Origin of the sequence: Actinopolyspora lacussalsi, from assembly GCA_030803735.1 — a bacterium.
Classification (GTDB): domain Bacteria; phylum Actinomycetota; class Actinomycetes; order Mycobacteriales; family Pseudonocardiaceae; genus Actinopolyspora; species Actinopolyspora lacussalsi.
Genome location: JAURUC010000001.1, coordinates 1,914,115 through 1,928,898 on the forward strand (window position 1 = coordinate 1,914,115; position 14,784 = coordinate 1,928,898).

Genomic DNA, 14,784 nt, shown 5'->3' on the forward strand with positions numbered 1-14,784 from the left:
GGTCGTGCGGGACGGCGCGGGACATCGCCACCTTCCAGCGGATCTCGCGGTTACTGATCCCGCTGATAGCTGGTCCTCCCCGTGACAGCACGGCGAGGACCAGTGCGCATCGAGCTGTCAGCGCGCGCCCGGCATGGCCAGCTCCACGGCGCAGGAGTTCTTGCGCCGCTGCTCAGCCCAGTGCTCGATGGTCTGATGACAGGCTCGGTCCAGATGCCGCAGCGGCGTCATGTCGACATGAGCGCTACTGGTGTGTGGCAGTTGTTCCAGCCTGTCCTGCAGCTGCGGCAACCGCAGGAACGTGGCGTTGCCGTGCAACCGCACCCGGGCATGGTTCTCGTCGTGTTCGATCTCCACGGAAAGTCCGGAAACCTCCCAAGCAGTCTTGATCACCGCGGCCGCGATGCCGGTGAGCACACCGATCAGCAGGTCGGTGGCCAGGATCGTCCCAGCGGTCAGCAGCAGGATGAACGCCTCCGAACGCTGTTCCCGGATCAAGGTGGCGACCTGGCGTATCCCGAGCAGTTTCCATCCCGCGTGCACCAACAGCGCTCCGAGGGTAGCCAGCGGAATGAAGGAGAGTAGCTGGGGAAGCAGCATCACGAACAGCAGGAGCCAGCACCCGTGCAGCACACGGGAGAGTTTGGTTCGGGCTCCCGCGTGCACGTTGGCGGTACTGCGCACGATCACCGCGGTCATCGGCAGCGCGCCGAGCACTCCGCAGACCGCGTTCCCGGTACCCTGCGCCACCAGCTCAGCGTTGTAGCGGGTCTTGGGACCGTCGTGCATCCGATCCACCGCCGCCGCGCTGAACAGGCTCTCCGCGGAGGCGATCAGTGCGAAAGTGAGAATCGATCCGAGCACCGCGAAGCTGGTAACCGCGCCGAGGTCACCGGGGGTGGTGACATTGATGGTTTCCAGCAGCGAACCGACCCGGATCGTCTCCAGCGGAAGCCCGAACGCGTAGGTGAGCGCCGACGCGACGGTGACTCCCACCAACGGTGCGGGAACGGTCCGGAGGCGTTGGGGCAATCGCCCCCACAGCACCATGCTGAGCAGCGTCACCACCGCGATGGCGACCCCGGCCCGTCCCGCTGGGGTGGTGAACACGGCCCGGAACAGTTCGGGCAGCCCGGCGAACTTGGCACCGGTGTGCGAGGGCTGGTCCAGCCCTCCGATGGGATAGATCTGGCCGAGGATCAGTACGAGCCCGATCCCGGCCAGCAGTCCCTGCACCACTGAGGGAGAGATCGCGCGGAACCAGGTACCGATTCCGGTCATCCCCATCGCGATCTGCAGCAGGCCCGCTCCGAGCACGACCACGCCCAACATGGCGAGACCGTGATCGGCGATCGTGGAGGCGACCAGCACGGTCAGACCTGCCGCGGGGCCGCTGACCTGCATGGTGCTTCCCGGCATGCAACCTACGACGATGCCGCCGACGATGCCGGTGACGATGCCCAGTTCGGCGGGCACGCCGGAGGCAACGGCGATGCCCACGCACAGTGGTAACGCCACCAGGAAGACCACGAGCGAAGCACCCAGGTCGAAGCCGAACACCGACTTGTTCCGGCGGATGTGTTCGCCGAGAGAGCCCGGCCGGGTGGGCCGAGGCGATTCGAGTTGTGTGGTCACGATTCACTCCGTGAGGGTCGACAGGCCCGTGTCCGCGATCGGACACACGTGGGCCCGCAGGGGCGTCGGTCGAAATGTGTCGCTGGTACGAGTGGGAATCCGTTCCGGAAGTCCCGGTCGGGTATTCGGACTACTCGATCGGCTCGCCGTCCGTACCGCTGCTGGTTTCCCCGAACCACGCTCTCCCGGAGTGGAGAACGCTCGGAAGAACCGTGTCTCGGACGGCTACTCGGAATGGATTTCCAACGGACTCGCGTCGATGCGAGGTGAATTCGGCGAGGATGCCCGCGAGCGTTGTGCCCTGTGGACTGGAAGGTTCTACAGCTCGGCCCGGTAATCGAACCGAACGTGGACCCGACTCCAACCGCCGCTGCCGCGAAGACGAGGCGAGGGACCTCGCGAGCAGCGCAGGTCCCCGTCGAACCGAATCGGCCGAGGAATCACCTGCGGTACACCTGGAGTCTCGCCTGTGAATGGGCTGATCTGCATTTCACAGTCGAGTCGACCGCATTGCGAATGTTTCTCGCGTCTTCCGCGGTGTCGAAGCGCTGTCTGGCGGGAAGAGCCGTGCGGTTCCGTCTGCTGCACGACCGTTCGGTGCGCCGCCCGATCCTTCTGCCCAATTCGGCCACGCTGGGGCGCTTGCGGAGTTTCTCGCTCTCGCAGGGAGCACTCTGCTCGGTTTTGTACTCCCCCGAAGCGACCCTGCCGACGTGCGCCACGGCACCGGTGGCGTGGAGCGGGGAAAGCACGATGAGGACCACAGCGAACAGCAGGAACAACGCCGCCCGCAGCGCCGAACTCATCCCGGCTTTCACTGTCACCCCCGACACTGCTACCTCCGACTACCGACCGGACGTACCGAACCGCCACCCGAAGCGGACATTTCCGATACTACCCGAGAAATGTGTACTCGGAGTAAACCAAAAGTAACCCGAAAAGGTGGAAAAACACGGCAGGAGACAGCGATCGCACCAAACACGAAAATTTGCTCAGGTCAGCGCGATGACAGAAAAATCAATACCACCTTCGGGTGTAAGTTATCACACAGCGCACAAGTGAGTCCTTCTCAGAGAATAGGAATACCCGAAAAGAGGATATCCCCGGCGGGCTTCCCGCTCGGAGTGGAAGCGAGGCACCGGGAAACGATTCCCCAGGGAGGATTCCCGACAACGACGGCCGCGTGGGGATCCCCGTTACAGCCCCGGAGCGACGTGGCGACAGCGGAGGTCAGCGACGAATTCCCCCGCTGGAAACGGACGAGGTGGCGAGCACGAGGCCATCGGTACGGCCGGATCCCGTTCGGAACCGACCCCGAACAAGGTGCCTCCCACCCGTGACGGACGAAAACGCGGCCGCTCGCCGCGTGAGTGGTCACGCTCAGCGAAAGGCCGGGTACGGCCGCAGCTCCAGCGCTCCGGAACCGAATCGTTCCACCAGCGCCTGGACCATTCGTTCCGCGTAGGAGGCGATCTCCGGCATATCGTTGGCCTCGGCGTCCTTGCCCAAGCGCTGCCAGCGATCAGCGAGAGCGGTGCTTCGACGCGGCGAGGGCATGTGGGCGTCGATGGGACCGTCCAACTGCCCGTCCCGCGGTAGGAACCACCAGGTCGACACCCAGACCCAGAGCAGCTGCGCGTCCAGCAGGCGAGGCATCAGCACGGCGTCGTCGTCCAGGTCCGACCACACCTCGACGATCTCCGAACGCCAGGTGGCGAGCATGTTGTCCACCAACCCCGCCGGCATGGCGTAGGAACACCAGGAGGACGGGAACGGGAACTGCAGGTAGGCGGCATCCAGCGCGATGTCACGGACACACGCCCACTCGAAGTCCAGAAACCGCACCCCGTTGCCCGTCACCAGACTGTTGTCCGGGCAGATGTCGGAGGGGCTGAAGGAACGGTACTTGGTCGAGCCCAACAGTCCGGCGGCGGAATCGAGCCGTGCTCGCACCTGCTCGGGCAACGAGAGATCCAGAGTGTTGGCCAGCAGTTCGGGAAGCTCCCGCAACGAGCGCCGGATGTCGTCGGCGACCGGATCGGTCCACGACTCGAGCCCGAGCCTGCGCATCAGGGCGTCGAAGTCGGCCTCCCTGCCCGCCATCGAGGTGTGCAGTCTGCCCAGCGCACGTGCCCAGGCCAACAACGAGCGCTCGGCGGCGCGCGGATCGTCGGCGAACAACACATCGGCCAGGTTCGCGCCCCGGCCGAGATCCTCCAGAACCAACAGTCGCTTCTCGGTGTCCTGGGCGATCAGTTCCGGCCCGACGCGGAGTTCCGGTGGAAGCGCGGTGGCCAGCTGACAGCTCGCCGCCTCGTGGGCGAACGGATCCGAATGGCCCTTGCCGGGAACCGTTCCGTAATGCTTGATCACGAGTGTGCGCGGCAACTCGAACGGTGTCTCGGCGACACGAACCCGCATCACGACAGACCGGCCACTACCGCCCAGATCCTCCGGGTCGGCAAGCCGGACGGGTGCCCCCATTCTCCGGGTGAGCACGGTCTCGGCAGTACCGAGCGTATCGGTAACCTCCGCACTCGCGGGCACACGAACCTCCGGCGGACCGGTGGTGATTTCCACGCTCATCGTCTCCAGACCCTACCGCCACCACCCGCTGCTCCACGGGCCTGACCGGTTAAGTTACACCCGACTCGGGTAACGGCCTTGCGTACCGACGGTACCCACAAGAACACCACCCTCAACGGTTACGCGGCCACCGAGCGCTCGGCAACCCTTGCCACCGAGGTGAACTACCCGTTCCGACGACGAATCAATCACCACGGTGGTTGCACGATGTTCTCCACTCGTCACTGCCCGGCGCACTACCTGCCGTCGGCTCGTGGACAGCAGGACGGAGACCGACCACAGGCGGATCCGTAAGATGAATACGCCCCGAAAGACGAAAGCACTCCGAACGGTGAACGGACGGTAGTCCGCCACCGACCGTAGACGGGTACCACGGGAGACGTAACGATTTTTCACGCGATCGGAGCATCGGCTGACGCTGTGAAACCGCCCGAGCCGGGGAGCTCTTCCCCTGACGTCCCAGTGCCGAGGAGAACACCTTCCTTGGTCGGACAGCCGGGTGAGACCGTACTCACCCAGAGCTCGACTGATCGTGTTCCAAACGGGGTGACACGAAACGACTCACCGCTACGACCATGCACTCAGGGTAGCAACAGGCGGCCACACAGATCAACACTCCACGACCGGGTGGGCGGACTCACCGGAGTCAGGAGCTTCGCGAGTCGGCCGCCTGGTCGGCTTCACCGGCGCCACGACGGGTGGGTTTGGCGTCCACCCCGGCCTCCTTGCGCTGCTCCGCGGTGATCGGCGCGGGAGCCCCGGTGAGCGGGTCGAACCCGCCACCGCTCTTCGGGAAGGCGATGACGTCACGCAGCGATTCCGCGCCACTCAGCAGCATGCAGATGCGGTCCCAACCGAAGGCCACACCACCGTGCGGCGGCGGACCGTACCGGAATGCCTCCAGCAGGAAGCCGAACTTCTCGTCGGCCTCCTCCTTGGAGATGCCGAGCACGTCGAACACCCGCTGTTGCATCTCCCAGCGATGGATACGGACGGAACCACCGCCGATCTCGTTACCGTTGCACACGAGATCGTAGGCGCTGGCCAGAGCCTTATCCGGGTTCTGCTCGAAACTGTCGGACCACTCGGGTACCGGCGCGGTGAAGGGGTGGTGCACAGCGGTGTAGCGACCGGTGCCGACGGCGACGTCGTCGCTGTCGGCGACGGACTCGAACATGGGGGCGTCGACGATCCACACGAACGACCAGGCGTCGTGATCGACTAGTCCGCAGTTCTCGGCGATCTCCAGCCGGACCGCGCCGAGCAGCGCACGCGAGGGAGCGGGCTGCCCGGCCGCGAAGAACACGCAGTCGCCGGGAGACGCGCCGACCGCCTTGGCCAGCCCGTCACGCTCCTGCTCGGAGAGGTTCTTTGCCACCGGACCGGACAGCGTGCCGTCGGCGCCGATCAGTACGTAGGCCAGCCCCTTCGCGCCGCGCTGCTTGGCCCACTCCTGCCAGGCATCCAGCTGCCTGCGGGGCTGGTCGGCACCACCCGGCATGACCACGGCGCCGACGTAGGGAGCCTGGAACACCCGGAAGGGGGTGTCGCGGAAGTAGTCGGTCAGCTCGGTCAACTCGACACCGAACCGCAGGTCCGGTTTGTCCGTCCCGTAGCGCGCCATCGCCTCGGCGTAGGGCAACCGGGGGATCGGAGCGGGAATCTCGTGGTCGGCCAGTTCGCGCCACAGCGCACGGATCACCCGCTCGCTGATGTCGATGACGTCTTCGGCGTCGACGAAGCTCATCTCGATGTCGAGCTGGGTGAACTCCGGCTGGCGGTCGGCGCGGAAGTCCTCGTCGCGGTAGCAGCGGGCGATCTGGAAGTAACGCTCCAGACCACCGACCATCAACAGCTGCTTGAACAGCTGCGGCGACTGCGGCAACGCGTACCAGCTGCCGGGCTGCAACCGCGCCGGGATGAGGAAGTCACGGGCGCCCTCCGGAGTGGAGCGCGTCATCGTGGGGGTCTCCACCTCGACGAACTCGCGACCGTGCAGCACCTCACGCGCGATGCGGTTGGCCTCGCTGCGCATCCTGATCGCCTTAGCGGGCCCGGAACGGCGCAGATCCAGATAGCGGTGCCGCAGCCGAACGTCCTCGCCCACGTCGAGATGCTCGTCCACCGGGAAGGGCAGCGGAGCCGATTCGGAGAGGACTTCGAGGTCGGTGGCGGTCACCTCGATGGCGCCCGTCGCGATCTCCGGGTTCTCGTTGCCCTCCGGCCGGAGCGAGATCTCCCCGGTGACGCGGACGCAGAACTCGGCGCGCAACCGGTGGGCGCGCTCTGCCATCTCTCCCTCGCGGAAGACCACCTGAGCAACTCCCGAGGCATCACGCAGATCGATGAAGATCACTCCACCGTGATCACGGCGACGCGCCACCCATCCGGCGAGGGTGACGGACTGCCCGGCTTGGTCGGCACGGAGCGAGCCGGCCTCGTGCGTGCGCATCACGGCTGCTGATCTCCTTAGGGTGTGAAACGGGTGGTCGTCCGGAGCAGGACCACTCCAGGTTAGCCAACGGCGGCCGTCGACCGTGCACCAGGTTTCGGGCCGCCACCGACGGCGCGGTCCGGCGAGGCGCACCCGAACACCACAACGAGCGAGAAGGGACGAGGAATTCGGCGGTTATCTCCCGCACGGCGCGAACCGCGCTGCCGGCGACACCGCGTAACTCCCGGCAACACCGCGGAAAACGTCACCGCCGCGACCGAATCGGTAACGTTCATCCCCAGGGGACGTCGAATTCCCGCAATCTCGTTGCACGAACGTGATCAGTGCAATTAGCGTTCCGCGGGAGGTCAGCAAGCACGAGGAGTGGTAATGGTCGTCCCCCGTACCCGAACACCCTCCACAGCATCCCCGTTAACCGGACACGAGCACCGACAACTGTCCCCCGAGTTGTCCAAGCTGCTGCGGACCGGCCCGTTCGACGTCGCGCTGCGAGCCGCGATCCGTTCGAGCAGACTCAGCCTGGAGCGCATTCAGCATCGACTGCGTGCCAGAGGCACGCCGGTGAGCATCACCGCGCTGAGTTACTGGCAATCCGGACGTCGCAGGCCGGAACGACCGGACTCGCTGGTGGCACTGCGCGAGCTGGAGGACGTGCTCGGTGTACCGGACGGCGCGCTGTCGACGCTGTTGGGACCACCGAAGCCGAGGGGCCGCAACCGGGAGGAACCCTCGGCGCCGACGCTGGCCACGCTCTGGTCCGACAACGCCTCGGCCGCCGGTCTGCTCAGCAGACTGGACACCAGCGCGGACGGTCACCTGACACGGCTGAGCCAGCACGACGTGCTCGAGATCGACTCGGCCGGCAAACAACGGAGTCTGCGGGTACGACAGCTGGTCCAGGCGGAGCGCAACGGGGTGGATCGTTGGGTGACCGTCTTCGACAACGCGGGCAGCGGTGTGGCGCCGCCCAACATCAACGCCTCGCACGGCTGCACCCTCGGTCAAACGCTCTCGGACCACCGCAACGGGGTGGTCGCGGCGGAATTGCTGTTCGACCACTGCCTCGAAAAGGGCGAGACCGCGCTGCTGGAGTACGAGATCACCCACGGCCCGAACGGCCTGGTGGGTACCGAACAGGACCACACTTATTCGCGCAGGTTCCGGCTCCCCGTGCGGGAGTATTTGGTGGAGCTGTGGTTCGACCCGGACAATCCACCCGCACACTGCGAGAGTTTCACCGCCCGGCCGGACGGTTCGGAGCTGGGGACCGCCAAGCCGATGTCGATCGATCCGCGCGGACGTACCCATGCCGTGGCACTGGACTTCGGCCTCGGCGCGTTCTGCGTGAGATGGCAACCCGTTCAGCCGACGCCGAGACCCAACGGAGTTCCCGGTCTCGCGAGCCGACCCCCCGCGGCGCTGGCACAACGACTCAGATGAAGCGTGTAACGCGCTCACGCGGCGGAGGCCCGGGTTCGTGTCGGCGATACGCTGGGCCTCCCCGGCCAGAACCGGCGGGAGGCCCAGCCGAGCGGCTCGCTCCGGAAAGAAGTCCAGCTACCGGGTTCGATTATCGAGCTCCGCGTTCCGAACGGCGGCCGGACTCGTCCGTACCGTCCTCCAGCACGAACTGGACGGCACGATTGAGTTCGGCCGAGGGTTCGAGCCCGAACTCGTTGACCATCTCCGAACGGATCCTCCGAAACAGCGCGGCCGCCTCGGCACGACGTCCGGTCCTACCGAGCGCGATGATCAACTGTTCGAACAGTCGCTCCCGGTAGGGATACTGCGCCGTCAGCGCCTTCAGACGACCGATCACCCAGTCGTAGTGACCACGTTCCAGGTTGAGTTCGACGAACTCCTCCAGAGCCAGTACGTAGTGCTCCTCGGCCTGCACGGCGGCGGCGTAGAGACGTTCGCCGCGTTGTCTGACCTCGGCCAAGGCAGGGCCCCGCCAGAGCTCGATCGCCTGCTGCAGCATGTCCGTGGCTGCCGACGGGTCGGCCTCGGCGATCTGGCGTGCTGTGAGTCGTAACGTCTCGAACACCTCCAGGTCGAGTTCGCCCTGTTCGAGGCGCAGTGCGTAGCCGAGATCGCTGGTGGACAACCGGCAGGCTCCGTTTCCCGCACCGAAGCAACGGTCCATGTCGCGGCGCAGCCGCGCGATGTGTGCTTGCAGCGCGTTCGTCTCTCCCCTCGGCGGGCCGTCGGGCCAGAGCTGTTCGACGAGTTGCTCGCGAGGAACCACCTGCCCAGAGTTGAGCAGCAACACCGCCAGTACGGTTCTTCGCTGCAGTCCGGGAACCTCCGTCGGCCGATTATCATCGTCGTACATCCGTACCCGCCCGAGGACTCGGAATCGGATCATCGGCTCACTCCGATCGAAGGTAATCAACGGGCCACGACCACACCGTTGGTCGCGGATTTTGCCGAAGTGACGACACCACGGCACCTGAACTCCGAGGTGAGCTTGGCGACTATGCCCAGGACAGCGGTGGGTATTGGGGTGCCTCTTCACCGCGGGAATCCGTTTTGGACTGTCCACGCCGATAGCGCGGTAATGCAGATATTTTACTCTAACCGGACATCGAGCGAAATGAATACTACGAACGGAACAACCAGAGGACCATCCCCCAAATGCGTGAGGCAAAATCCTGCGGAATATTCCGTCACGTCTGGAATATTCCACCAGGGGGATGATATTATGTCGGGAAAGTCCACGCTGGCATCGGGATGACGCCGCGCCGACGAGCGACGCTGTCGAGGATCCGTTTCCGTACCGGCAAAACAGCCACTGTGACGCCGGTATTCGCGGGCTGGAAACTCAAAGCAACGAAAGCTGCTCGTTCGCGGTTTCGGAAGCGGCGCGTTTCGGGGTGTCGCGCGCCCCGCTGGAGGATTCGCGGTGCATCCCGTGCGCACGGCAGGCCCGCTCCACCAGCTCCACCACTTCTCGTCGGTAGGACTCGGGGGCGTAGGAGCTGTCGCGGTACAGCCGCGCGTAGAGCGGGACCAACGACGGGTGCTCGCGTTGCAACCAGGCGCGGTACCACTCGCGGGCACCGGGGCGCAGATGGAGCGGCAACGGAGTGATGCTCTTCGCACCGGCCTCGACCAGCGCCCCCACCGTACGGTCGATGTGCTCCCAGGAGTCGCTGAGTCCCGGAAGGATCGGGGCCAGCAACACCGAACAACCGATCCCGGCCTCGGCGAACCGCCGGACCACTTCCAACCGTCGGGCGGGGGCGGGAGTACCCGGCTCGACCGTTCGCCAGAGCCCTTCATCCAGCGAGCCGATGGATACCGCGATCGAAACATCGGTCACCGCGGCCGCCGACTCGATGAGATCGAGGTCGCGCAGAATCAGCGTCGATTTCGTGAGGATCGAGAACGGGTTGGCACGCTCGGTCAGCGCGGTGAGGATGTCCCGCATCAATGCGTAACGCCCTTCGGCACGCTGATAGGGATCGGTGTTGGTTCCCATCGCCACCGGGTGACCGCGCCACTTCGGATTCGCCAGCTCACGGCGCAGCAGCTGCCCCGCGTTGACCTTGACCACGATCTTGCTGTCGAAGTCGTGTCCGCTGTCCAGGTCGAGATAGGTGTGAGTGTTGCGCGCGAAGCAGTAACGACACGCGTGACCACACCCCCGGTAGGGGTTCAGGGTCCACTCGAACGGGACACCGGACTCACCCGGCACCCGGTTGAGGATCGACTTCGCCCGGATCTCGATGGCGTAGGCGTCCTCCGTGCCCGCCTCGATCGGCACCGGCTCGGGCAGTCGCAGGCCCGCACCGATCCGGTGGTCACCGCTCCTCGGGGCTTCCGGTGACACCCCCAGGTCCAGCTCGGCCGTCTCGCCTGCGATGTCGGCGGCGGCACCCGCTTCCCCCGAAGGACTGTTCGGCGGAGTGATCCGCTGTTTCTCCCAACGCACAACCTCATTCGAACACTTATTCGAACAGCTGTCCAGTCGACGGGCCCCGCCCGGCGCACCGGAACGAGCCCCCAGACCGTCGGAACCGGGAGCACGCCCCTCGGGACCACATATGTGATCAGCTCGGCGACCACGGGGCATCCGAGAATCACGGTTCGACGGAGCGGAAGCCTCTTTCGACGACGAGATCATCCTCCGGTACGCGTCGAACAGTCCTGCTGAGCCCGGCCGAAGGCTCCGCCCCGAACTGCTCCACCATTTCTGATCGCATTCCGCGGAGCAGGGAAACGACCTCCACCTTCCGGCCGGATCGTTTTCGGAAACCTCCCGCCCCCGGAACGGGGCATATCGAAAACCTCCAGACCGAGCTCACCCAACCGACGCGAACCGAGCACCCGAAACGACTTCCGGAAAGTCGAAGCGCAGCCCCCTCGGCATCGATACCGCACGCTCCCCGAGCGACAGCCCCGCACTCCGAAACGCGTCCCCTTCCAGACGGCCAAAAAGTTTGGTACATCTCGTCGAGAAAACGCGAAAGCAACCAGAACACAGCATCGCGTTACTCTGACCGACACGACGAAAATCATCCACCGGTCGCGGACGAAACCCCGAAAACGATGAAGACGCGGCCCCTCGGAGAAACGAGCATTCTCGTTGACTCCCGTGACGTCTCCTTCGCTCGACTTCCGGTGTTCCTCCTCCGTGATGACACGGCGAGCTGACCGGCGGCCGACACACCACATACGACGAGCGGCCCCGAAGCGGCGGAAGCAGGGGAGGCGGACAGTCGTACCATGATGCGGTGCCGTCACCCGAAGATTCCGCCAGCGGCATCACGAACGCTCCCCCCACCGGACACGGACACGGACACGGTCACGGCCATCCAGCTCCGACCGCCTCCCGGCGCACCCGGCGGCTACTCGCCGCTGTGCTGACGCCTTTCGCACTGGCGGCCGTAATCGGTGCGGTACTGCTGTACCCCTTCGGACAGCACTCCGCTCCGGAGGCGAAACCGGGCTTCACCCGCAACCCGGTGGACGGTGCCGTGGTAGCGGCACGCACCGCCTCCTGCACCACGGGCGGGACGTCCGGACAGGGCGCCGGAGGCGCTGGAAGCTGCGTGCTGCTTCGCGTCGAACTGCACAGTGGCCCCGCGTCGGGACGCACGATCGAACAACGAGTCCCAGACGAGCCGACCACCCCGGAATTCGGCGTGGGAGACGAGATCGTGCTCTCCTACTCGGGCGACTCGCCACGCGAGTCCACCTCGTACCGGATAGTGGACTACCAGCGGAGTGGGTGGTTGCTGGTGCTGGTCGGGCTGTTCGCCGCGTCGGTGATCGCGCTGGGACGTCGCAAGGGAGCCGCCTCCCTGCTGGCGCTGACGTTGACGTTGACCATGCTGCTCGGGTTCATGCTTCCCACCATCCTCTCCGGGGCCGACCCCCTGCTGGTCGCCGTGGTGGCCGCCGGACTGATCATGTTCTGCGTGCTCTACGCGACGCACGGCGTCTCGGCACGAACATCGACCGCCGTGCTGGGCACCCTGGCGAGTCTGAGCCTGATCGGTCTGCTCAGCGCGGGGTTCGCCGCACTGACCCGACTGACCGGACTGGACGAGTCCACCTCGTCCCTGATAAGCGCCCTGGGCCACGACATCGACGCCCGAGGACTACTGCTGGCCGGAGTCGTGATCGGGGCGCTGGGAGTGCTCGACGACGTCACCGTCACGCAGACCAGCGCGGTGTGGGAACTGCACCACGCCAATCCCCGGATGCGCTGGCGGGAACTGTACTCGGCCGCGCTGCGGATCGGTCGGGACCACGTGGCGTCCTCGGTGAACACGCTCGTGCTGGCCTACGCGGGAACGGCACTCCCGCTGCTGTTGACCTACAAGCTGTCCGGCCAGTCGTTCGGGGACATCGCCACCACACAGGACGTGGCCCAGGAAATCGTGCGAACCCTGGTGGGCAGTCTGGGCCTGATCGCCGCCGTCCCACTGACCACCGCCATCGCCGCGACGGTGGTACTGAGCGAGAACGGCAGTCGGCGGGTGGACGACTCCGCGACCCACTCCGAGGAGCAGCGAGCGGCCACCTCCGGGGTGCTCGACGTGGTGCACCGAGCCGCCGCGGCGGGATCCACCCGTGCGGTGCTCGGCGCGGCGAGATCACGTCGCGGATCCCGCTCGCGCCACTGAGAACCCGCCGCCGCTTCCCCGCCAGTTCGGGACGAGCAGCACGTTCCGCCCCTTAGTCCAGCATGGCGACGAACTTCGCCACGTCGGTGTTGGCCACTCGCCGGGCAACCCCGCCTCCGGGGACCGCGGAGGCCAACTTGTAGAGCGGCCGGTCCGCCGCGGCGTCGCCACGCGCCTCGGCCTTGAGCTGTGCCACGATCAGTTCCGAGAGCACCAGCGCACGGGTGTCTCCGGTACCGGCCAACGTGTCGGCCAGCCGCCGCAGCGCGTAGACACCGAGTTCCTTCCCACCGGTACCCGCGTACATCGCCAGCGCCACGTTCAACGTGCGATGCCGGGGCGGCCCGGTGACGACCAGACTGATCGTGCGGGTGCCACGGATATCGGTGATCAGCACGTCCAGCGCGGTGGCCGTCGACAGATCGACCCGGCGCGTGCCGAAGGCGCGTGCCGCCACTTCGGTGCCACGCAGCCAGTAAGTCTTGCGCGCCTCGCTGTAGGCCATCAGCAGCAGCGGCAGCGCCAGCACGACCAATGGGACGAAGAAACCGGCCGTCCCCGCGAACAGCCCCGCGATGCCACCGATGGCCGCGCCGATCACGACAGCGGCGACGGCGACACTGATCGCCCGCCTGCGGACGACGCGACGATCGAGCAGATCCAGCGTCACGCTTTCCTGGGACTGTTCCTCGCTCATCCGGACAGCACCGTCCGCGCCTTCTCGACCACCGAGGACAGCGGTATGCTCTCCTGCTGCCCACCGGAGAGGTCCTTCAGCTGCGCCGAGTCCTCGGCCAGATCCCGTTCTCCCAGAACCAGCGCGTAGCGGGCACCGGAACGGTCGGCCGCCTTCATCGCCCCCTTCAGTCCCTTGCCACCGTAGGCGATCTCCACCCTGATGCCCGCGTGCCGCAGCTGACCCGCCAGCGCCACCAGCCGACGCTTGGCCTGTTCGCCGAGCGGTACGCAGTAGATGTCGCAACGGGACTGGTCACCGGGCCGCACTCCCTCCACCTCGCAGGCGAGCATGGTGCGGTCCAGGCCGAGTCCGAATCCCACGCCGGAGAGCTCCGCGCCGCCGAGATCGGCCATCAACCCGTCGTACCGACCGCCGCCGCCGATGCCGGACTGCGCACCGAGCCCGTCGTGCACGAATTCGAAGGTGGTTTTGGTGTAGTAGTCCAACCCCCTGACCAGCCTGGGATTCTCGGTGAAGGGGACATCGAGGTCACGCAGGTGCTCCTTGACCCGCTCGTAGTGCTCGGCGGCCTGGTCGGAGAGGTTGTCGGCCATCAGCGGGGCATCAGCGACCATCTCGCGGACTTCCGGGCGTTTGTCGTCGAGCACCCGCAGCGGGTTGAGCTCCACCCGACGACGCGTCTCCTCGTCCAGCGGCAACCCGCGCAGGAACTCCTGCAGTTTGGCCCGGTACTCCGGTCGGCACGTGCTGTCGCCCAGCGAGGTGAGCTCGATGCGGTGCCCGGTCAGTCCCAACCTGCGGTAGCCCTCGTCGGCCACGGCGATCACCTCGGCGTCCAGCGCCGGATCGTCCACGCCGATGGCCTCCACACCCACCTGCTGCAGTTGTCGGTAGCGACCGGCCTGCGGCCGCTCGTACCGGAAGAACGCCCCGCTGTAGTACAGCTTGAGCGGCAGCTGGCCCCGGTCGAGACCGTGTTCGATGACCGACCTGATCACACCCGCGGTGCCCTCGGGGCGCAGCGTGATCGAACGTCCCCCCTGGTCGGGGAAGGTGTACATTTCCTTGCTGACCACGTCGGTGGACTCGCCCACACCGCGTGCGAACAGCGCGGTGTCCTCGAACACCGGCAGCTCGATGTAGCCGTACCCGGCGCGGCGAGCGGCTTCGCCGAGGGTGTCGCGCACCGCGAGGAATCGTGCCGATCCCGGGGGGTAGTACTCGGGGATGCCCTTGGGGGCGGCAAACGTGCTCATCGCTGGCTTCTTCTG

At 66.3% G+C, this 14,784-nt stretch carries 11 protein-coding genes; 3 read left to right on the plus strand and 8 right to left on the minus strand.

The features are described from left to right. Positions 1–117: 117 nt before the first annotated feature. The 3 genes from J2S53_RS08385 to J2S53_RS08395 all read right to left on the minus strand — a co-directional run bounded on the left by J2S53_RS08385 (position 118) and on the right by J2S53_RS08395 (position 4,221). Positions 118–1,635: a SulP family inorganic anion transporter gene (locus tag J2S53_RS08385; RefSeq protein ID WP_456240518.1), complete on the minus strand. Its 1,518-nt coding sequence runs from the start codon at positions 1,633–1,635 to the stop codon at positions 118–120. Between the two features lie 440 nt (positions 1,636–2,075). Beyond that, a complete protein-coding gene (locus J2S53_RS08390) occupies positions 2,076–2,459 on the minus strand; it encodes a hypothetical protein (protein WP_456240519.1) in 384 nt (127 codons plus the stop codon). Between the two features lie 556 nt (positions 2,460–3,015). After that, a complete protein-coding gene (locus J2S53_RS08395) occupies positions 3,016–4,221 on the minus strand; it encodes a phosphotransferase family protein (RefSeq protein ID WP_456240520.1) in 1,206 nt (401 codons plus the stop codon). Positions 4,222–4,299: 78 nt separating this feature from the next. On the opposite strand from J2S53_RS08395, the gene J2S53_RS08400 reads away from it, so the two are divergent. Beyond that, positions 4,300–4,515 (plus strand): hypothetical protein, encoded by a 216-nt coding sequence (locus tag J2S53_RS08400; RefSeq protein WP_456240521.1) that lies wholly within the window; start codon positions 4,300–4,302, stop codon positions 4,513–4,515. A gap of 352 nt (positions 4,516–4,867) precedes the next feature. On the opposite strand, the gene aspS is transcribed toward J2S53_RS08400, so the two are convergent. After that, complete coding sequence (aspS, locus tag J2S53_RS08405) at positions 4,868–6,676, minus strand: aspartate--tRNA ligase (RefSeq protein WP_456240522.1); 1,809 nt, start codon at positions 6,674–6,676, stop codon at positions 4,868–4,870. Positions 6,677–7,045: 369 nt separating this feature from the next. Here aspS and J2S53_RS08410 point away from each other — a divergent pair, with 369 nt between their 5' ends. Next, positions 7,046–8,116 carry a hypothetical protein gene (locus J2S53_RS08410; protein ID WP_092981474.1) on the plus strand — a complete coding sequence of 357 codons (1,071 nt, stop codon included), beginning with the start codon at positions 7,046–7,048 and terminating at the stop codon, positions 8,114–8,116. Between the two features lie 130 nt (positions 8,117–8,246). Here J2S53_RS08410 and J2S53_RS08415 read toward each other — a convergent pair whose 3' ends face one another. Next, positions 8,247–9,044, minus strand: coding sequence for an AfsR/SARP family transcriptional regulator (locus J2S53_RS08415; RefSeq protein WP_456240523.1), 798 nt, complete (start codon positions 9,042–9,044; stop codon positions 8,247–8,249). Positions 9,045–9,500: 456 nt separating this feature from the next. Then, positions 9,501–10,592: an Rv2578c family radical SAM protein gene (locus J2S53_RS08420; protein WP_456242742.1), complete on the minus strand. Its 1,092-nt coding sequence runs from the start codon at positions 10,590–10,592 to the stop codon at positions 9,501–9,503. A gap of 823 nt (positions 10,593–11,415) precedes the next feature. Between J2S53_RS08420 and J2S53_RS08425 the strand changes: the two genes are divergently transcribed. Further along, positions 11,416–12,813: a YibE/F family protein gene (locus tag J2S53_RS08425; protein WP_456240524.1), complete on the plus strand. Its 1,398-nt coding sequence runs from the start codon at positions 11,416–11,418 to the stop codon at positions 12,811–12,813. A gap of 52 nt (positions 12,814–12,865) precedes the next feature. Here the strand turns inward: J2S53_RS08425 and J2S53_RS08430 are convergent, their stop codons facing one another. Together J2S53_RS08430 and hisS are read right to left on the minus strand one after the other, a co-directional pair. Continuing rightward, positions 12,866–13,510 carry a hypothetical protein gene (locus J2S53_RS08430; RefSeq protein ID WP_092981478.1) on the minus strand — a complete coding sequence of 215 codons (645 nt, stop codon included), beginning with the start codon at positions 13,508–13,510 and terminating at the stop codon, positions 12,866–12,868. Continuing rightward, positions 13,507–14,769 (minus strand): histidine--tRNA ligase, encoded by a 1,263-nt coding sequence (hisS, locus tag J2S53_RS08435; protein WP_456240525.1) that lies wholly within the window; start codon positions 14,767–14,769, stop codon positions 13,507–13,509. The genes J2S53_RS08430 and hisS overlap by 4 nt, the downstream gene beginning before the upstream one ends. Between the last annotated feature and the right edge of the window lie 15 nt (positions 14,770–14,784).

Bases quoted from the DNA above. Each gene is read 5' to 3' on its own strand.
- J2S53_RS08395 (WP_456240520.1), bottom strand. From the start codon at position 4,221: ATGAGCGTGGAAATCACCACCGGTCCGCCGGAGGTTCGTGTGCCCGCG.
- J2S53_RS08410 (WP_092981474.1), top strand. From the start codon at position 7,046: ATGGTCGTCCCCCGTACCCGAACACCCTCCACAGCATCCCCGTTAACC.
- hisS (WP_456240525.1), bottom strand. From the start codon at position 14,769: ATGAGCACGTTTGCCGCCCCCAAGGGCATCCCCGAGTACTACCCCCCG.
- J2S53_RS08415 (WP_456240523.1), bottom strand. From the start codon at position 9,044: ATGATCCGATTCCGAGTCCTCGGGCGGGTACGGATGTACGACGATGAT.
- J2S53_RS08430 (WP_092981478.1), bottom strand. From the start codon at position 13,510: ATGAGCGAGGAACAGTCCCAGGAAAGCGTGACGCTGGATCTGCTCGAT.